At 64.7% G+C, this 17,032-nt stretch carries 21 protein-coding genes; 9 read left to right on the top strand and 12 right to left on the bottom strand.

All coding sequences use genetic code 11. The annotated features are described in order from the left end of the window. From ASD80_RS00565 to ASD80_RS00550, 4 genes are all read right to left on the bottom strand, one after another. Positions 1-426: a SufE family protein gene (locus ASD80_RS00565; protein WP_056227431.1), complete on the bottom strand. Its 426-nt coding sequence runs from the start codon at positions 424-426 to the stop codon at positions 1-3. 50 nt (positions 427-476) lie between these two features. After that, on the bottom strand, positions 477-806 hold the full coding sequence (locus ASD80_RS00560) for a hypothetical protein (RefSeq protein WP_056227428.1): 330 nt from the start codon (positions 804-806) through the stop codon (positions 477-479). Positions 807-902: 96 nt separating this feature from the next. Then, positions 903-1,112 (bottom strand): cold-shock protein, encoded by a 210-nt coding sequence (locus ASD80_RS00555; protein WP_056227426.1) that lies wholly within the window; start codon positions 1,110-1,112, stop codon positions 903-905. Positions 1,113-1,590: 478 nt separating this feature from the next. Then, a complete protein-coding gene (locus ASD80_RS00550; protein WP_156460257.1) occupies positions 1,591-1,884 on the bottom strand; it encodes a hypothetical protein in 294 nt (97 codons plus the stop codon). A gap of 314 nt (positions 1,885-2,198) precedes the next feature. Here ASD80_RS00550 and ASD80_RS00545 point away from each other — a divergent pair, with 314 nt between their 5' ends. Genes ASD80_RS00545 through ASD80_RS00535 form a run of 3 tightly spaced genes read left to right on the top strand, consistent with a single transcriptional unit; the run spans position 2,199 to position 5,425 of the window. Further along, the gene (locus ASD80_RS00545; RefSeq protein ID WP_082554948.1) at positions 2,199-4,016 is read left to right on the top strand and encodes a PAS domain-containing sensor histidine kinase; all 1,818 of its coding nucleotides are present in this window, start codon (positions 2,199-2,201) and stop codon (positions 4,014-4,016) included. After that, positions 4,013-5,080: a peptidoglycan-binding domain-containing protein gene (locus tag ASD80_RS00540; protein WP_056227419.1), complete on the top strand. Its 1,068-nt coding sequence runs from the start codon at positions 4,013-4,015 to the stop codon at positions 5,078-5,080. The genes ASD80_RS00545 and ASD80_RS00540 overlap by 4 nt, the downstream gene beginning before the upstream one ends. A gap of 9 nt (positions 5,081-5,089) precedes the next feature. Then, a complete protein-coding gene (locus ASD80_RS00535) occupies positions 5,090-5,425 on the top strand; it encodes a DUF1491 family protein (RefSeq protein WP_082554946.1) in 336 nt (111 codons plus the stop codon). A 40-nt stretch (positions 5,426-5,465) separates the two neighbouring features. On the opposite strand, the gene ASD80_RS00530 is transcribed toward ASD80_RS00535, so the two are convergent. Continuing rightward, positions 5,466-6,614 (bottom strand): DUF2336 domain-containing protein, encoded by a 1,149-nt coding sequence (locus ASD80_RS00530; protein WP_056227412.1) that lies wholly within the window; start codon positions 6,612-6,614, stop codon positions 5,466-5,468. A gap of 201 nt (positions 6,615-6,815) precedes the next feature. On the opposite strand from ASD80_RS00530, the gene ASD80_RS18670 reads away from it, so the two are divergent. The 4 genes from ASD80_RS18670 to ASD80_RS00515 all read left to right on the top strand — a co-directional run bounded on the left by ASD80_RS18670 (position 6,816) and on the right by ASD80_RS00515 (position 9,962). Continuing rightward, complete coding sequence (locus ASD80_RS18670) at positions 6,816-6,986, top strand: hypothetical protein (protein ID WP_156460256.1); 171 nt, start codon at positions 6,816-6,818, stop codon at positions 6,984-6,986. Beyond that, positions 6,979-7,794 carry a hypothetical protein gene (locus ASD80_RS00525; protein ID WP_156460255.1) on the top strand — a complete coding sequence of 272 codons (816 nt, stop codon included), beginning with the start codon at positions 6,979-6,981 and terminating at the stop codon, positions 7,792-7,794. The genes ASD80_RS18670 and ASD80_RS00525 overlap by 8 nt, the downstream gene beginning before the upstream one ends. A gap of 128 nt (positions 7,795-7,922) precedes the next feature. Further along, positions 7,923-9,149, top strand: coding sequence for a chromate efflux transporter (gene chrA / locus ASD80_RS00520; protein ID WP_056228194.1), 1,227 nt, complete (start codon positions 7,923-7,925; stop codon positions 9,147-9,149). 78 nt (positions 9,150-9,227) lie between these two features. Further along, the gene (locus ASD80_RS00515) at positions 9,228-9,962 is read left to right on the top strand and encodes a hypothetical protein (RefSeq protein WP_056227406.1); all 735 of its coding nucleotides are present in this window, start codon (positions 9,228-9,230) and stop codon (positions 9,960-9,962) included. A 250-nt stretch (positions 9,963-10,212) separates the two neighbouring features. Here ASD80_RS00515 and ASD80_RS00510 read toward each other — a convergent pair whose 3' ends face one another. The 5 genes from ASD80_RS00510 to ASD80_RS00490 form a co-directional block, all read right to left on the bottom strand. After that, positions 10,213-10,758, bottom strand: a complete 546-nt coding sequence (locus ASD80_RS00510; RefSeq protein WP_056227403.1) for a hypothetical protein — start codon at positions 10,756-10,758, stop codon at positions 10,213-10,215. Then, positions 10,755-11,327 carry a DUF1214 domain-containing protein gene (locus ASD80_RS00505; protein ID WP_056227401.1) on the bottom strand — a complete coding sequence of 191 codons (573 nt, stop codon included), beginning with the start codon at positions 11,325-11,327 and terminating at the stop codon, positions 10,755-10,757. Before ASD80_RS00505 ends, ASD80_RS00510 begins: the two co-directional genes overlap by 4 nt. Positions 11,328-11,699: 372 nt before the next feature. Continuing rightward, positions 11,700-12,029 carry a helix-turn-helix transcriptional regulator gene (locus tag ASD80_RS00500; RefSeq protein ID WP_056228193.1) on the bottom strand — a complete coding sequence of 110 codons (330 nt, stop codon included), beginning with the start codon at positions 12,027-12,029 and terminating at the stop codon, positions 11,700-11,702. Between the two features lie 11 nt (positions 12,030-12,040). Further along, the gene (locus ASD80_RS00495) at positions 12,041-12,289 is read right to left on the bottom strand and encodes a type II toxin-antitoxin system RelE family toxin (protein WP_056227398.1); all 249 of its coding nucleotides are present in this window, start codon (positions 12,287-12,289) and stop codon (positions 12,041-12,043) included. 38 nt (positions 12,290-12,327) lie between these two features. Beyond that, complete coding sequence (locus tag ASD80_RS00490) at positions 12,328-14,481, bottom strand: transglycosylase domain-containing protein (RefSeq protein WP_056227395.1); 2,154 nt, start codon at positions 14,479-14,481, stop codon at positions 12,328-12,330. Between the two features lie 136 nt (positions 14,482-14,617). Here ASD80_RS00490 and ASD80_RS00485 point away from each other — a divergent pair, with 136 nt between their 5' ends. Then, positions 14,618-15,073, top strand: coding sequence for a YcgN family cysteine cluster protein (locus ASD80_RS00485; RefSeq protein WP_056227392.1), 456 nt, complete (start codon positions 14,618-14,620; stop codon positions 15,071-15,073). On the opposite strand, the gene ASD80_RS00480 is transcribed toward ASD80_RS00485, so the two are convergent. Both ASD80_RS00480 and ASD80_RS00475 read right to left on the bottom strand, forming a co-directional pair. Beyond that, on the bottom strand, positions 15,070-15,654 hold the full coding sequence (locus tag ASD80_RS00480; RefSeq protein WP_056227389.1) for a mobile mystery protein B: 585 nt from the start codon (positions 15,652-15,654) through the stop codon (positions 15,070-15,072). The two genes, ASD80_RS00485 and ASD80_RS00480, sit on opposite strands and share 4 nt — an antisense overlap. Further along, on the bottom strand, positions 15,647-16,111 hold the full coding sequence (locus ASD80_RS00475) for a mobile mystery protein A (protein ID WP_056228189.1): 465 nt from the start codon (positions 16,109-16,111) through the stop codon (positions 15,647-15,649). Before ASD80_RS00475 ends, ASD80_RS00480 begins: the two co-directional genes overlap by 8 nt. 242 nt (positions 16,112-16,353) lie before the next feature. On the opposite strand from ASD80_RS00475, the gene ASD80_RS00470 reads away from it, so the two are divergent. After that, positions 16,354-17,007: a diguanylate cyclase domain-containing protein gene (locus tag ASD80_RS00470; protein ID WP_056227385.1), complete on the top strand. Its 654-nt coding sequence runs from the start codon at positions 16,354-16,356 to the stop codon at positions 17,005-17,007. Positions 17,008-17,032: the final 25 nt, after the last annotated feature.

Raw genomic sequence — 17,032 nt, 5'->3', positions numbered from 1 at the left:
TCAGCTCAGTGCCTTGCCTTCGGAACGGATGCGATTGACCATGGCCACCAGGCCATTGGAGCGCTGCATGCCCAGGTGCTCGCTGAGACCGACCTTCCTGAACCAGTCGATCGCGTCGGTTTCTGCGATCTCGCCAGCGGGGCGGCCCGAATAGAGGGCTATGAGCACGGCCACCAGGCCCTTGGTGATAATGGCATCGGACTGGCCGCGGAAGCGCATGACGGGAGCCCCGCCGGAGCGGTCGACGCTCGACACCAGCCAGACATTGGACACGCAGCCCTTGACCTTGTTCTCGGCCGTCTTGTCGGTTTCCGGCATGTCGGGCAAAGCCTGCCCAAGCTCGATGACATAGTTCAGTCGGTCCTCCCAATCGTCGAGGAAGGAGAGGTTTTCGGCAATGTCCTGGAAGGCCTGGGGTTCGCTCATGGCGGACTATCTAGTCAAAGCGGGCCGGCTTTACCAGAGCGCTGTCGGCATCAGGCCATTGCGACCTGATGCCGGGGCGCCGCGCGGGAAGCCGCATAGAGCGCGCCGCTGCGGTTGCCATGTGGGCGACGCCGGATGGACGGCTTGCGCGGCAGGGGAAAGGCGGGGCTGCGGTAGAGGTCGGTCAGGTCAGCGCCGGCATAAGTGGCGCCGCCGATCCTGAGCATGGCGCCATGCAGGCTCACCGGCGCGGCTTCCTCGAAGGCGAAACGGATGGCCTGGGCGGCAGTAGCGAAAGTTCGGCCACCCTGCGCCATGGCAGTGGGCCGATCGCTGCCGAGATAAAGCTCGGCGCGAGCGTGGTAGTTCGGAAATGTCATGATTGTCTCAATTGGCCCGGGCTGTGCCGCAGGGCCTTATCTATGCCTCGGCAAGGCCGGAGGCGGCATCCGAGCCCCGTAGGGCCCGGAGCAGTCTTACTTTACGAGCGTCAGATTCGTCGCCGAAATCTTGCCGTCACGGCCATTTTCGAGCTCGTAGGTGACCTTGTCACCTTCATAGAGCCCGGCAAGGCCGGAACGTTCGACGGCAGAGACATGGACAAAAGCGTCCTTGCTGCCGTCTTCGGGCGAAATGAAGCCGAAGCCCTTGGTGGAATTGAAGAATTTTACGGTGCCGGTAATCATGGCTTTAATCTTTCAGGTCGTGCCCCGGCCAATGGCCAGCAAGCATCATTGCTGCCCGGCAACACGCCGGACAGGCCTAAACGCTCTCAAAAACAGGGGGTACGAAGACCGGCGGACCGGGATCAGATAGCCATGTAGCTCAAACGTATGCAGCACATATAGGCTGACATGGTGTCGATAGCAAGGCAGCGCTGTTACGGCCGGACATGGCCCGGCCATGGTCACCCGGCCAAGGCCGCCTTCGCCGCTCGCGGCAGGACGTCCTCGCTCCACGGGTTGAGGCTCTTGCTGTTCATGCAAGCATATCAGGTGTGATTGCAAAAATTGCAGGCGATGCGCCGTGCTGGCCTACGGAAAGAAAAAGCCGCAAGCACGGGGCAGCGTGCTTGCGGCTGAGGCCAGGGAGCGCTGGAGTGCGTCGCTTGGGGAAGTGACGCGATCCCTGGGGTCTATACCGGGGCCCGGGGCAGGGCTCCCGCTATCCCGCCCAATCCGGCCGGGGCCGGGGTATGGGGGCCGGACCATGGGTCGGCGACTCATGCATGGGTGTACCGACAGGCGGGGCAGACTGAAGCGCCGCGGCGATGACCGCCTTGCCGCCGACGCATTGGAAACTGTCACATTCGATCGCCTGGATCTGCTCGGCAATGACCTGCTGGCCGGCCGCCATCGCCTGCGCCGACATGGCCTGGGCGTCGACAAAATCGACGCCGGGCTTGATCACCATATAGGCGACCGTCAGCCAGAAAACGGAGCGGACGACCAGGAACATTGCTTCTTCCAGACTCTCGGGCAGGCCACGATTGACCTGCATCGCCCAGACTAGGGCAGCCCTGTTAAGCGCCGCTGGGACATTTCCATAAAGTTTTAGACAAATGCGTCCGACCGCTGCGAGGCAGGGCAACGCCTTGTTTACGCTAACCCGAGAAAGGACTGTCCCCGATGGCATGCAAGCCTCTGCCGACCATGAGATTTAAGCTCGCCTTTAGCTCTTGGCGGGCAGGGTGGCATCAACAAGACCTGACCCCGCTCAGGCCCCATCGGTGCTCCAGGCACCCATGACTGCTGGCGTCGTGATAGTGAGTAATGCGTATGCGTAGGCTGTTCTCTTTCGGCGCAAGCAAAGAGATATCCCTGGCCGTTGCCGGCTCCGGTCATCGGCCGGAAATGCTGCGCCGCAAGACGCTCGCCAACAATTCGCGCCTGCTGATCCTGTTCAGCGCCCTCGCCATGCCCTTCGCCGTCTACGCCCTGGTGGCCGGTTCGGCCTTTCCCATCGCGGTGGCGGCGCTAGGCCTGGCCGGCGGCATGGTCACGCTCTCGCTGCACCAGCGCCGGTTGTTCGAGGAAGCCGCTGCCGGACAGGTCTGTACCCTGCTGATCCTGGGTTGCCTGCTCACGCTCGCCGATGAGAGGCTGGGCGATGCGGGTCTGGCGATTGCCGTCATGGCGCCGGTGCTTGCCTCACTGGTGGGCCGCAGGCGCCTGCGGCAGCAGAGCTGGGCCCTGCTGGCCGGCGTGATCGCGCTCGCCGGGACCGCCGCGGCCTTCGGCGTGCCGGCAATTCCGATTGCGCCGGGGGTGCTCATGGCCACGGCGATGGCGACATTCGTGACCATCGCCGGCATCGTCGTTCACACCTCCAACCGGATCAACGCCGCCTACGAGGTGTATGACAAGGCCCAGATTACCGCCTATCGCCACCTGATCGAGCATGTGCAGGACGGCGTCATCCGCTTTTCCAGCGATGGCGACATCCTGCTCGCCTCGCGCTCGTCCGAGCAGCTTTTCGGCTGCCGCCGCTATGAATTGTCGGGCGGCGGGCTGGGCGAGCGGCTGCATGTGCTGGACCGGCCCGCCTATCTGACCGCCTTCGCCGACGCCAACCAGGGCGGCAAATCGCGCATCATCGAAGTCAGGATGCGCCAGGACGATCCGCGCGCCATGACCAGCGTGCCACGTTTCATCTGGGTCGAAATCAGCCTTTCCCCGGTGCAGGACGCCGACAATACCGGCCTGCGGCACGAAGTGGTGGCGCTGTTCCGCGACATTACCAGCCGCAAGGACAGCGAGATCGCCATGGCCGAGGCGCGCCGGGCCGCCGAAGAGTCCTCGGACGCCAAGTCGCGCTTCCTCGCCACCATCGGCCATGAATTGCGCACGCCGCTCAATGCGGTGGTCGGCTTTTCGGAAATGATGACGTCAGGCATTGGCGGCGAGCTTTCGACCACCCATCGCGAATACGCGGGCCTGATCCACCAGAGCGGCAAGCACCTGCTCGAAGTGGTGCGCATGCTGCTCGACATGTCCAAGATCGAGGCGGGCAAGTTTGAACTGCAGACCGAGCCCTTCATGGTCGAGGACATGGTGGAACCCTGCTTCGGCATGGTCGAGGCTATGGCAAGCAAGCAGCAGGTGACGCTGGTCGCCGATATCGCCGGCCACCTGCCCCCGCTGGTCGCCGACGAGCGCGCCTGCCGGCAAATCCTGCTCAACCTGTTGTCCAACGCCATTAAATTCAGCCATCCCGGCGGACGGGTGACGGTAAGCCTCAAGCGGCAGGGCCAGAGCCTCAACCTGTCGGTCACCGACCACGGCGTCGGCATGGCGCCCGAAGCGCTGAGCCGAATCGGGGAACCTTTCTTCCAGGTGCAGGACGGGCTGGCCCGCCGCTACGAGGGCACTGGCCTTGGCCTGTCCATCGTCAAGGGTCTGGTCGACCTGCATCAGGGCACTTTGCGGGCCATGTCGGAGATCGGGGCGGGGACAACAGTGACTGTTTTGTTGCCTATAAACGGTCCGGCAATAAAGACCGAAGAAACTGCATCGGTCACACCACTCCGCAAAGAGCCAGCCGCCGCTCCGATCCATTCATGGCAAGACGAAAAAAGAAAAGCGCAATGACGGCAACCACTTTCACCCGCCTGCCTTTGCTGGCGGGCAGCGCCTTTGCGACCTCGCTGGGTCGTGCCGGCCTTTGGACCATGTCCCGCTATATGCGCGCGCCGCTGGCCTCGACCGGCATGCTGGCGCTGGTGACGCTGACCGCGCTGGCGGCCAGCAATGCCCTGTATTTCCAGACCGAACGGCACCCCGCGCCGTTCTTTGCGCCCGTGGCGGATGTGCCGGTGGCGCAGCCGCTGGTCGCTCCCGAACCGATGCCCGCCCCAGTGCGCGAGACGGCGGTGATCCCGGCTCCTGTTGCCCAGGAAACGACCGGCAGCGTCGCGGTCGCGCCGCCGACGATTCCCTCGGCACCGGTCGGCAATAGCGATGCCTTCGCGGTGCAGAAGAAGCTGACCGAGCTGGGCCTGTTCAACGGCACGGTCGACGGTTTTTACGGGCCGATGACCGCCAATGCGATTCGCGCCTTCGAGCAGCGCAACGGCCTTGAGCCGACCGGCGCCATGACGCCGGACATGATCGACGCCATCCTGCGCGCCGATGCCGCGGGCATGGTGCCGGTGGCCAGGCCGGCCGTTGTCGTGCAGCCGGTGGTCCAGCCGCAGGCCGTTGTCCAGCCGGCGCCGCAGCCTGATCGCGTCGTGGCACGGTTGCCAGCGCTGTCGCCGGTCGACCAGGCGGTCGACACGATCGGCAATGCGGCGGCACAGACCATCGATTCCATCGTGGCCGCCGTCGATGGCGGCCGCACCACGCCGACGGCGCCTGCCGTCAAGCCCGTCCCGGCCTTGCCGCTGGCCCAGCAGATGCCGGCCCCGGTGCAGGTTGCCTCGCTCGAGCCGACGACGCCGACCTTGGCCCCGGCCAACAATGTGCAACTGGTCAGCCAGATTCAGTCGGGACTGGCGAGCCTGGGCTTCTATCACGGCTCGATCGATGGCCATCCGGGCGACGCCACGGCCAGGGCCATCCGCGAATTCGAGAACTTCCATAGCTACCGGGTGACCGGGCAGGTCAATCCCGACCTGGTGGGCCTGTTGCGGCAGGCTGGCGCGGCGATCTAAGCTGTTCGCATGAGGGCTTTGCGCAGCGATTTGTGGTGCGGCGTTTTCGTCAGACGCCACAATGATTTAGGCAATATGTGCGTGGTGTCGCGTCGTGGCGATCCCATTGCCGGACAGGTGTTTATCGAGGTGGATCACCTCGATGGCACGCGCTCGCTGTTCACGCCCGCGCCCATGGCAAGCCGCCAGGACGATGCCAGCCTGGTGTTCCAGCGCCGTTTCAACCACGTCGAGCCGCCCAAGGTGACGGAACGCATCGCCCAGGAAGTCGATTTCGACCCCGATTTGTGGGTGTTGAGCCTCGATTTGCGCGGGGATGACGTGGGGATCGAGGTGGTGGGGTAGGCGGCCTTCACCTCTCCCCCCAAAGCGAGAGGTAAGAACGTCAGCCCGCGCGGCGGGCACCGATGCGGGCCAGGGCTTCGATGGCCTGGTCGACCACCGGATTATGCGCCGGGGCCAGCGTGTTGGACGGGGCCCGGCGGGCGGTCTCCACGAAGGGCTTGTATTCGGGCTTGTTGAGCTCGAGCAGGTTCACCTCGCCGCGCCAGGCGCCCATCAGGTAGGCCATTGATTCCGGGGTGACATTGCCGAAGAGGGTGGCGAAATCGGCCAGGGCGCGGGAGCGCTCGCTGTCATGGCTGGTGGCGTGGATGAGAACCTTGAGCCCGTCATAGGCGGAGCAGCCAAAGGCGCGCAGGATGACGAAGAGTGAGGCGCCGGTGACGTCATGGGCGATCTGGCCGCAGCGGACTTCGTCGAGCCCGGTGATCTGGCTGAGCAGCCGCGTGACTTCGGGGCGGCGGTTCTCGGAGAACAGCTTCATCAGCGCCTTGGTCAGTTCCTGATTGGCAACGGTGAGTTGCTCGATGGTCTTGCTGATCGGCGCTTTGGGCGTTTCGCGATGGGCGAAAGCCTGGATCACCTTGACCCGATCGACGTCGGAGAGGTCGAAGAAGGCCGGGGCCAGCAGGGCCGCGTCGAAGTCGGCGCGCTGGGCCAGCGACTCGGCGACCATGTGGTCCATCTGCGCCGAACGGGCCAGCGCGCTCAGATAGGCGCCGCGCGGCACGATGGCGGTGTTGGCGGCCAAGGCCCGGTAAACCTTGCGGGAATTCATCTGGAACAGCTTGGCCAGCACGACATTGGTGAGGTCGACGCGGGCGGCGATGGTGGCGGCGCCAGGCACGTCATAGCGGGCGATGATGTCGAGCATGGTGGGCTCGGAAAGGTCGGTCGCGCCAGCCAGGAACTGGTTGAGGTCTTCCCCGATATTGTCGATGACCAGTTGCTCGAGGGCAGGGGACAGCATTTCGGCGCGGCCAAGGATGGCGGCGCCCTTGGCGCGGGCTTGGGGGCCAGCAATGGGGAAGAGCCGGCCGGCCAGCGCTTCGAACTGTTCCATTTCGGGAGCGGTCGGCTTGCCGCGCCGCGCATAGGCGTCGCAGGCGGCGATCAGCAGGGTATTCGTACGGTCGACGCCGCCCGTCTCGATGAGCAGTTGAAACGTCTCGTAGGGCTGAAAACCAAGCATATCTGGGGGACCGTCTATCCGGAATCGCATCACATTCGATGCACATTCACTCTTGCCGCGAATTCGTTAGCAGACTGTTAACCTTGACGATCTCTTAATGCGGATGTCAGCGGTCAGTGCGAGGGGCGTCGCGCGACCGATTTGCAACGCGAAACCGTGGCCTCCATTGGGAATGGAGGAGCGAGCGAACTGGAGGGCAGCTTGGGAAAGCTCGTCAAATTCGATCAGCGGCCGAAAGCCGCCAAAGGCGGGGCAGCCACGCCCGGCAACGCCCAGATCCTGATTTTTACCGGGGTGCGTTATGAGCGCGGGACGTCGCAGCCGCCGAACAAGAGGCTCGATCCTACGCGGCCGAAACGCAAGCGTGGATAAATTCTTTCGCCTGGCCGGCGCACTGGCTCTTTCGGCCATGCTGGCCGGCTGCGTGGCGCGACCCGTAGGCGATTTCGGCCGCGCCGCGCCGAGCTGGACCCATGACACAGCCATGCCGGCGACCGGTGCCTTCATCGCCGGCAATCGCAATGAACCGGTTTCGAGCTTCAACAAGACCGACCAGGAAGAGGAGATGCGTGACCGCGTCTGGCGCTTCCTCGTGGCTGCCCATGCCAAGGACTGGCAATTCGACGGCGCCGTGGAACTGCAGCGCACCCGCATCGTGCGGCCGCGCGACGAGCGCTTCACCATCGAGCGCTACTACGACTGGCTGAAACGCACCGACTACCAGTCCTCGCGCACGCGCTACGCAACCGTGGGCAGCCATGTGACGGCCGATATCGACACGCTGCCGACGACATTCGCCGCCATCTGCAAGGTGATCGAGATCGACCGGCAGCGCGCCGTTGCCTATGGCGGGCTGGGCCATGACCTGCCGCCGCGCATCGGTGCGGAGGTGGCGGCGCGCAAATACGAGAACGATGCCTTCATCGACTGGTTCGTGCGGGCGCTGAACTACCGCTATTCGAGCTACGACTTTGCGCTCGACAACCTGCTGGTGGAAACGCCGCATGAGCAGTCGCTGGCGGTGGACGAGGCTTTGCGGCGCATGGCGGTATTCGTGAACCGCGCCAATCGCCGCGATTTCTGTGCCGCGCCGGGCGGCCATCCGGGCGGGGGCGGCGGTGTCGTCATACCGTCACGCTTCCAGAATATCGGCGACACCGAGATCGTGCTGCCGAAATAGGGCGGTCGATAGATACCCGATGTCATTCCCGCCTTCGCGGGAATGACATCGTGGGTGATGGGAATGACGGTGGTTCTCCGGAATGACGTGGTGGTGGGGCTGCCTTGGCGGGCGATGAACAGGGTGCGATGACCGACGAGCGCGCTTCGGCATCCCGACACGTTCAGCCAACCGGTGCGGCCGGGGAAGTGTTTCTCGCCTTCCTCAAGCTCGGACTGACCTCCTTCGGCGGGCCGATTGCCCATCTCGGTTATTTCCGCGACGAGATCGTGGTGCGGCGGCGCTGGCTGGGCGAGGCCGAATATGCCGACCTCGTGGCTTTGTGCCAGTTCTTGCCCGGACCGGCTTCGAGCCAGGTCGGCTTCGCGCTCGGGCTGTATCGGGCGGGGCCCCTGGGGGCGCTGGCGGCCTGGGCGGCCTTCACCTTGCCATCGGCCGCCCTGCTGGTGGTGTTCGCGCTGGGCGCGGACCTGCTGGACGGGCCGGTGGCGCAGGGCGTGCTGCATGGGCTGAAACTGGTGGCCGTTGCCGTGGTGGCACAGGCCGTGTGGGGCATGGCGCGCAGCCTGACGCCGGACCGGCAAAGGGCGACGATTGCCGTGGCCGCGGTGGCCGTGACGATCCTGCTGGCCGGATCGCCGGGGCAGGTGGCGGCGATCGTGCTCGGTGGGCTGGCCGGGCTGGTCTTCTGCCGCAACGGGGCGGTGATGGCGGCGCCGGTGACGCGCTTTCCGGTGAGCCGTGCGGTCGGCGTGGTGTGCCTGGTGCTGTTTGCCCTGCTGCTGGTTGGCCTGCCGGTGCTGGCTGCGGCGGTCAATGCGCATGGGCTGGACCTGTTCGACGCCTTCTATCGCGCCGGTTCGCTGGTCTTCGGCGGCGGGCATGTGGTGCTGCCGCTGCTCGACGCCGAAACGGTGGCAAGCGGCTGGGTGAGCAAGGATGCGTTCCTCGCCGGCTATGGCGCGGCGCAGGCTGTGCCGGGACCACTCTTTACCATTGCCGCCTATCTGGGCGCGGTGGGCGGGCCGATGCCGAACGGGGTCGTCGGCGCAGCCATTGCGTTGGTGGCGATCTTCCTGCCGGGCATGCTGCTGCTGGTGGGGGCATTGCCCTTCTGGGACGCGCTGCGGGGGCGCCCGGCGGCGCAGGCGGCCATGCGCGGCGCCAATGCGGCAGTGGTGGGGATACTCGGGGCGGCGCTCTATGATCCGGTATGGATCAGCGCCGTGCTGGACCCGCTGGATTTCGCACTGGCGCTGGCCGGCTTCGTGGCTTTGGTGGCCTGGAAGGCACCGCCCTGGGTGGTCGTGCTGCTGCTGGCACTGGCCGGTGGGGTGACCGGCGCGCTCGGATAGGCCACAAGACTGTGTTGCGAGTCGGGCTGGAGCTGCCGCAGAACCCGCAATGGTGGTTGTGGTCGGAGATCAGGATTGATGGAAACCATTGTGCTCACTGCGACGGTACACGATCCGGTGGGACGGTTGGCATCGGCGACGCACCGGCTGGCAGGGTCGCTGCGGGGGATTTTTCCCGAGATCGCGCTGAATGTGTCGGATGCGACCAGGCCCGAAGTGCTGGCGGAACTGGAGGCGCTGGGGGCAGACATCATGACCCATGCGGCGGGCGAGGCCATCATCGGCAAGGCGCGGCGCGATGCGGTGGCCATGGCGGCGGGACGGCCGGCGCTTTATGCCGATTTCGACCATATGCTGCGCTGGATCGAATGCGATCCGGAAGACCTGAGCCATGTGCTGGCCGAGCAGCCTGACGTCGACATGCTGGTGGTGGGGCGCTCGTCCGAGGCGCTGGCGCAGGGGCCGCAGCGGCTGCAGCAGAGCGAGCGGCTGGTCAACCATGTCCATTCCTTGCTGACCGGCGAGAACTGGGACCTGATGTTCGCCATTCGCCGCCTGTCGCCGGAAGCGGCCGGGCTGATCGTGCGGGAGAGCCGCGTCGATACGCTGGCCAATGATGTCGACTGGCCCCTGCTGGTGCGCGGGGCCGGAATGACGCTCGGCTATGCAGAGTCCCATGCGCTGTTCTACCGGACGGTGGAGGAATTCGGCGACGCGGAAGACAGCGGCGACGGCGATCCGCTGCAATGGATCAGGCGGCTGGAATTCGCGGCGCAACATGCCACGGCGATGCGGCCTTATCTGCGGGGATAGGGGTAGGCTCCCCCAGGGAGTGCTTACGTTGAGCTCATGCTCCGACTCCCCCTCTCCCCTTGTGGGAGAGGGTGGAAATCCGCGTCTAGCGGATTTCCGGGTGAGGGGGCTGCACTCTCCCATGCTTCAATGCAGGTGGGAAACTCGGCGCCCCCCTCATCCGCCCTTCGGGCACCTTCTCCCACGAGGGGAGAAGGGGAAGGAGGCATCGGCGTCCAAAGAAGCTCCCCCACAAGGGAAGGTTGGGCCGCTAGCCCCGTGTGCCGCATTCCACTTCGCTCAATTCCTGTTCGAAGCGCTGTCGCATGGCCTGGTGGGGTGGGGCGAGGCGGACAAGGATGAGGAGCCGGTCGCTGGTGGATTCAACGACGAGCAGGCCCTCGGCAATGTCGAGCTGCTGCTGCGCCAGCAGGCGTGTCTGGGCGGCGTTGAAGATACCCAATTGCAGCGTCTGGCCGATGCCGTCGCGATTGGTGGTCGAATAGGTGACGATGCCGGAAGGATTGAACAGGGCGACCGACCAGAAAGCGTCGGGCAGCACGCCGCTGACATAGGCCGGGCCCTGGCTCAAATCCACGCGGCACAGGCCATAGGCCAGAGCCGGGTCGAGACCGAGCGGATTGGCCTCGCCGGCCACGATCGGGGGCAGGATAACCATGTGGTTATCGGCGTCGAGGTCGGCAACGCGGCTCCACACCGACTGCTCGGCCAAAGCCGGCAGGGTGAGGATGACCACGATATGGATGATGCCGCCCAGCACCACGCCGCCCAGCAGCCAGAGCAGGAAGCGGATCATGCGCAATCTCCGCGGATGATCGAGGGCATGGAGGCATCGCTGGAAAAGCCGGAAAAGGCGGCGGTGTCGTAGAGGGTGAGGACCAGCTTGAACGGGCCTTCGCCGGCCAGTTCCAGCCAGTTGAGCGGCAACAGGCGCGTGCCGACATTGATGATGATGGAGCCGTCATCGGCGCGGGCGATATCGCTGCTGCGCATGGCCGGGGCGACATCGGGCGCGGCGATGTTGACGCCGGCCTCGTCCTGCGCCGCCAGCGTCCAGAAGGTGGCGAGCGGGGTTTTGCCAAGGATGCGATAGGCGCAGTCGCGGCTGAGCGGCTGGCCATCGCTATCGGAGGTGGCGGTGAATTGCAGGCCCTCGGACTGGCCCAGCTCGAAAGCGGCGGTGCGCGCGAGATGGCCGCGCGTATAGGGATTGGGCGCATTGGAGCCGACATCGGGCCAGGCGGCCCATGGCCCCACTTGCGCCACGCCGAACAGGCGCCCATCGGTCAGCGCGTAATAGCTGAGGCCGAAACCGACGCAAAGCGCCACGGCGATCATCACGAGGAGATAGAAGACGAAGCGCACGGTTCAGCGGCTCGGAAATGCTGGAATCGGCATGGGCGAAGGAACCTGCGCGAAAGGACTGGACCGGTTGTAGCAAGGGGGGCGGGGAGGCGGAAGGGCGAAGTGGCTTGCGGCCGACGCCTTGCCCATGAGATGAATGTGATGTCGATCCGGAGTGATAGTGTCTCCAGCAAAGACCGAGCAAGTGAAGCTGACGGCCGGGTTATTGAACTCTTTGTCGTCAGGAACCGTTTGGCTGCGATAGTGGCTCCCTATATCGGCATGGGAATGGGGACGCTTAATCCCCAAAGCGACTTGCTAAACCTGACGGCACTCTTACCTCAATCGCCGAAACCGGATGCATCCCGGCGATAGTCCTGGCCGCGAGGCGGATCAAACCAGATCGTCGATAGTGACCCGCAGGGCCTCGGCCAGCTTGCGCAGGGTTTCGACGGAGCCCTTGCCGCGACCGGCCTCGATATCGGCGATCTGTACGCGGTTGACACCCGACGCCTTGGCCAAGGCCATCTGGGTCATGCCACGAAAGTCGCGGAAGACCCGGACGGGGCTTTCGCCGTCGATCATGCGGTTGACAAATTCGGAGGGGATGGATTCTTCTTTAGCGGCGATGGCCCGCTCATAAATCTGGAGATCGGCGAGGTCTTCGGCGGCTTCACGCAGCCGGTCATATTCCGCTCGAGGGATGGTGATCATTTCATTCATGGTGGTCTCCATCAGTCATAAATGCCGCCACGCGAACCGATATCAATAATGTCGAGCACAGTGCCGTCATGCATGATGACACGCCAGTCCCCGACGCGCAGCCTGATTGCTTGGGTGCCTTTAAGCGCCTTGACATTGTTTTGCTGCGAAGCCGGATCGGCTGCATAGGCTTCAATCTTGCCAATGATCCTGTGAGCCGTGTTCGCGGGCATCTTGCGAAGGGCCTTAGTGGCAGCAGGCTTGTAGGTGATCGGCTTCACGACCGAAATGTAGCTTGGGACTACATCGTCGTCAATGGCTACAGCCCCTGCGTATTTCCCGGCACGCTCGCCTGATGGGCCGCTGGCGCCGCGGTTTCCAGTGTCGCTGCGAAGCGGCCGGCCAGGTCGACGAGTTTGCGTGCGGCGGCGGGGGTGAGGCTGGGCGGGCGTTCGATGATCTCGTCTTCGAGCGCGGGATCGGCTTCGGCGACCACGGTCGGTTCGGGCACGAAATCGACGCCGAAAACCGGCAGGATTTCGATATTGGTGTGGGCATAGGCCATGAATTTCTGCCAGGCGACGGCCGGCAGGCTTCCCCCGGTGAGATTGTTGGTGGCGTGGTAATCGTCATTGCCCATCCACACGGCGGCGACGTAATTGCCGGTAAAGCCACAGAACCAGGCGTCGCGATAAGATGAGGTGGTGCCCGACTTGCCGAGTACGGGCACGCCCTCGATACGGGCACGGGTGCCGGTGCCGCCGGTGACGACGCCGCGCAGCATGGAATTCATATTGGCAACCGTGGTGTCGCTGAGGACGCGCTCGCGCGGGGCATCGGGATCGGCCTCGTAGACCAGCTCGCCATTGAGCGTGGTCATGCGGGTGATGCCGAAGCCCGGTGTCTTGTAGCCGTGATTGGCCAGCACGGCGTAGGACGAGGTCATGTCCAGCACCGAGACTGATGCGACGCCGAGCGCCAGCGAGCGGGTGACCGGATAGTCCGCCTGCAGGCCCATGCGATGACTGAGCGCGGCAATCGGCTCGCGGCCGGTCTTGATCGAGAGGGTGACGGGCACGGTGTTGAGCGACTGGGCGAAGGCGCTGGCCAGCGTTACCGTGCCCTTGTAGCTGCGGCCGTAATTGACCGGGCACCAATCGCCGATGCAGACGGGCCGGTCGGTGATGAGATCGGCTGGGGTGAGGCCTAGCTGCTCGAAGGCTTCCGAATAGACGAAAATCTTGTAGGCCGAGCCCGGCTGGCGGGTCGAGACGATGGCGCGGTTGAACTGGCTCTTGGCATAGTCGGTGCCGCCCACCATGGCGCGGATGGCGCCCTGGGTATCGGTGACCACCATGGCCGCCTGGCTGACATCATATCGCTCGCCCTGTTCGAGGATGGTCGAAACCACTGCCTCCTCGGCATATTTCTGCAACGTGGTGTCGATGGTGGTGCGAACGATGAAATTGTTGGAAGCGTGGTTGTGGGTCTCGATCAGGGTCTTGGACTGCTCGAAGGCCCAGTCGAGGAAGTAATTGGGGGAATTGGCATCGTCGGCGCGGCTGATCGGCGTGGCCGGGTGGCGCCGGGCCGCGGTAACCTGGCCCTCGGTGAGGAAGCCGGCGGCCACCATGTTGGACAGCACCAGATTGGCGCGGCCGCGCGCGGCGGCCAGGTCGACATGCGGCGCATAGCGGGTGGGGGCCTTGAACAGGCCCGACAGCATGGCGGCCTCGGCCAGGTTGATGTCCTGCACCTTCTTGCCGAAATAGTAGTCGGCGGCGGCCACGACGCCGAAATTGCCGCCGCCCATATAGGCGCGGTCGAAATAGAGCTTGAGGATCTGATCCTTGGAATAGTGCCATTCCAGCCAGACGGCGAGGAAAGCCTCGATGATCTTGCGCTCGAGCGTGCGCTCGGAGCTGAGAAACAGGTTCTTGGCGAGCTGCTGGGTGATCGACGAGCCGCCCTGGGTGGAATTGTCGCCCTGCGCGTTGCTCATCAGCGCGCGCAGGGTGCCGACGACGTCGATGCCGAAATGGTCGTAGAAGCGGCGATCCTCGGTGGCGAGGGTGGCTTTGAGCAGATAGTCGGGCATGTCATCGAGCGCGACGGAATCGTCGGAACGGATGCCGCGACGGCCGATCTCGGTGCCGAAACGATCAAGGAAGACGACCGAATAGTCCTCGGCCTTGTTGAATTCGCCCGAGGCGGTGGCGTCGAAGGCGGGGAGGGCCAGCGCGGTCATCAGCACGCAGCCGATGGCGAAGAAGGAGAGACCGTCGCTGACCAGTTCCACGAACAGCCGCTTGATGCCGGCGACGTGGAAGATGCTCATGAAATCCTGGAAGCGGGTATAGCCGCGGCCCAGCGCCTGCCAGAACTCGTAGAGCGAGGAATCCAGCCACGCATCGGCGGCCAGCATGCCGCCCGATTTCTTGCGCTTTTCCTTGGTATAGAACGGATCCTGCACCACTATCCCCGGGCTTGGTCTCACGGACTGTTGTCCGCGCAGGCGGTGATCAACGCAACATGATCGCTGGAATATGATTGCGCTGCGCGCCCGACAAGGGCAAACCGGCAACAGGCTTACCAGCCCGCGAGTTAAAATGGCCTTCTGGGACGAAAAAACGCTGGACGAAATGACCGAGGCGGAGTGGGAAGCGCTCTGCGACGGCTGCGGCCGCTGCTGCCTGATAAAACTCGAGGATGAGGATAGCGGTATCCTCATCACCTCGGACGTGCGCTGCCAGCTGCTCGATGGCGATACCTGTGGCTGCACCGACTATCCGGGCCGGCAGGCCAAGGTGCCCGACTGCATCAAGCTGACACCGCAGAACGTCACCGAAATCAAGTGGATCCCCACCACCTGCGCCTATCGCCGCATTGCCGAGGGCAAGGGGCTGGCCTGGTGGCACCCGCTGGTCTCGGGCGATCCGCAGACCGTGGTCGATGTCGGCGTCTCGGCGCGGGGCCGCACCTTCGCCGAACAGGACATCGCACCCGACGAATGGGAAGACCACGCAGTGGACTGGCCGGAATGGGAACCGCCGGAAGCGCTTTAGGACCGCACGAAGGCGAGGAGCGGGGCAAAGTCGTGATTATCGGCCGCGCGCAAGGCGGCCAGATAGGCCTGGCGGGTCTCGCCGACGGAATCGAGGCTGTGGCGGCCCCAGGTGAAGGGCGCAAGGCCAAGTTGACGGCACATAAGGTCGGCAGTGAGCCGGGTGTGGCGGCCGTTGCCATTGGTGAAGGGATGGATCAACACCAGTCCGTGGTGAAGGCGGGCGGCGAGTTCGTCGGGCGGCCAGGTCTGGTTGGCGATCCAGTAATCCACGTCGCCGAGAAACTGGCGCAGCCGGGTGGGGATTTCGTGCGGCAGAGCCCCGATATTGGTTTCGATCTGCCGCAACTGCCCGGCCCAGGACCAGACATCACCGAACATCTGCCGGTGCAGCCGGCGCAGGTAATCCTCCGAAGTCAGCGCGACCCGGCTGCGCATCGCCCAGGCGCGGCCGGCAAGGATATTGGCTTGCTCGGCCGCATTGAGGTCGTCACGGGTGGTGATCCACGATTGGCGGAGGCCGCGCTGATCCTGCGGGTGGAGAGGCGTCGAGCCTTCCGGACCGGCAAAGATGTCAGCCATTGTCGCGCCACAGATCGCGCTCGGAGATATGGTCCTCGATATAATCCTTGACCTGCTGCCCGAGGGGGCTGGGAACCTGTTGATCCTCCAGTGCCATGGTATGGGCGACCCCGGCTATGGCTGCCATGGCAAGGGCCTCGGCGCGCCGTTGCACGATGGTTTCCAGCGACGTGTTCGGAACAAGCGCGTAGACCAGGGTGCAGTCCATGGCCTGGCCCACGCGGGCAATGGCATCGAGGCTGATCGTGCCGGCGGCTTCGCTCCTTTCCAGATCGTCGATGGATTGCGGCCGCACACCCAGCTTGTCGCCAAGTTGTGCGGCAGACAGGCCCAGCGCATTCCGAAGGGCCCGAATCCAGCCCTTTGCCGGAGGAGGATGCTGGCCGGCGGGTTGGAACGCCCGCAGCTTCTGGTCGAGGCTCTGGCGCGCCTGCTGCAACTTACGGTTCCATGCCATGTTCAGACCTTTCACCAGGCTGCGGCCTGGTTTTTTATGCGAAATACCAGGCTGTAGCCTGCTATTGTATGTATTAAAACCAGGTTATAGCCTGGAAATATATGGAATAAAACCAGGCTGTGGCCTGGAATCCGGGTGAGGAGCGACAGTCCTGCCCGCCGCACGGTTCCTACGTATTTACACGTCGTTAACCATGTTGTGGCCTGATCCCGCACAATGCGAGCCTAGGATGGGCGACGATCATGACCGACACCGCGATTGCCAAAGATCAGAGCGAGCCGTTCTGGACCCGTGTCCGGGCGGCTTTGGGCGCGTTGCGACCGGCGCGGCAGGAGCGGGTGCCGGCCTATGGCCAGGCCGCCATCGCCCGCTCCATCGGCATGAAGCCCAAGCTGGGCATCCGGATCGAGGATGAATTGGTGCAGGGCTGGAACCATGCGGCGGCCCGGCATGTCTCGCTGAGCCTGCTGGTCATCGAAATCGACCGCTTCGCCGACTATTTTACCGCCTATGGCCGCGGCGAGGCCGATCGCTGCCTGCTGTCGGTGACGCAGGCGATCACCGAGGCGCTGCCGCGCGCGGGCGATAGCTGCCTGCGGCTGGGCGCCGCCAGTTTCGTCATCGTGCTGCCCGACATGCCGGCGCTGATGGCGCGCGCCACCGCCGGCAAGATTGCCGACGCCATGCGCCGACTGGCCATGCCGCACAAGGAAAGCCATGCCGGCATGGTGACGCTGAGCATGGGCCTGGCGGTGACCAATCCGCGCGGCGGCTATGAACGGAAATTCTTCGAGGCTGCCGCCGAGGCGCTGAAGAAGGCCCAGCGCAGGGGCATGGGCCAGATGCAGGGCGTGGATCTGCGGCCGGCGCAGGAGCGTCGGCGCCGGGCTGCCTGATTTTCTCATGACCCGATGGTGGGAG

It is taken from the genome of Devosia sp. Root635 (genome assembly GCF_001427605.1).
In the GTDB taxonomy this organism is placed as follows: Bacteria; Pseudomonadota; Alphaproteobacteria; order Rhizobiales; family Devosiaceae; genus Devosia.
The sequence above is the reverse complement of the archived record's forward strand: the minus strand, read 5'-3'. Positions and strand labels throughout refer to the sequence as shown.

Coding starts and splice junctions, on each gene's coding strand:
- ASD80_RS00565 (WP_056227431.1), bottom strand. CDS start 426: ATGAGCGAACCCCAGGCCTTCCAGGACATTGCCGAAAACCTCTCCTTC.
- ASD80_RS00560 (WP_056227428.1), bottom strand. CDS start 806: ATGACATTTCCGAACTACCACGCTCGCGCCGAGCTTTATCTCGGCAGC.
- ASD80_RS00555 (WP_056227426.1), bottom strand. CDS start 1,112: ATGATTACCGGCACCGTAAAATTCTTCAATTCCACCAAGGGCTTCGGC.
- ASD80_RS00550 (WP_156460257.1), bottom strand. CDS start 1,884: ATGTTCCTGGTCGTCCGCTCCGTTTTCTGGCTGACGGTCGCCTATATG.
- ASD80_RS00545 (WP_082554948.1), top strand. CDS start 2,199: ATGCGTATGCGTAGGCTGTTCTCTTTCGGCGCAAGCAAAGAGATATCC.
- ASD80_RS00540 (WP_056227419.1), top strand. CDS start 4,013: ATGACGGCAACCACTTTCACCCGCCTGCCTTTGCTGGCGGGCAGCGCC.
- ASD80_RS00535 (WP_082554946.1), top strand. CDS start 5,090: ATGAGGGCTTTGCGCAGCGATTTGTGGTGCGGCGTTTTCGTCAGACGC.
- ASD80_RS00530 (WP_056227412.1), bottom strand. CDS start 6,614: ATGCTTGGTTTTCAGCCCTACGAGACGTTTCAACTGCTCATCGAGACG.
- chrA (WP_056228194.1), top strand. CDS start 7,923: ATGACCGACGAGCGCGCTTCGGCATCCCGACACGTTCAGCCAACCGGT.
- ASD80_RS00515 (WP_056227406.1), top strand. CDS start 9,228: ATGGAAACCATTGTGCTCACTGCGACGGTACACGATCCGGTGGGACGG.
- ASD80_RS00510 (WP_056227403.1), bottom strand. CDS start 10,758: ATGATCCGCTTCCTGCTCTGGCTGCTGGGCGGCGTGGTGCTGGGCGGC.
- ASD80_RS00500 (WP_056228193.1), bottom strand. CDS start 12,029: ATGAATGAAATGATCACCATCCCTCGAGCGGAATATGACCGGCTGCGT.
- ASD80_RS00485 (WP_056227392.1), top strand. CDS start 14,618: ATGGCCTTCTGGGACGAAAAAACGCTGGACGAAATGACCGAGGCGGAG.
- ASD80_RS00480 (WP_056227389.1), bottom strand. CDS start 15,654: ATGGCTGACATCTTTGCCGGTCCGGAAGGCTCGACGCCTCTCCACCCG.
- ASD80_RS00475 (WP_056228189.1), bottom strand. CDS start 16,111: ATGGCATGGAACCGTAAGTTGCAGCAGGCGCGCCAGAGCCTCGACCAG.
- ASD80_RS00470 (WP_056227385.1), top strand. CDS start 16,354: ATGACCGACACCGCGATTGCCAAAGATCAGAGCGAGCCGTTCTGGACC.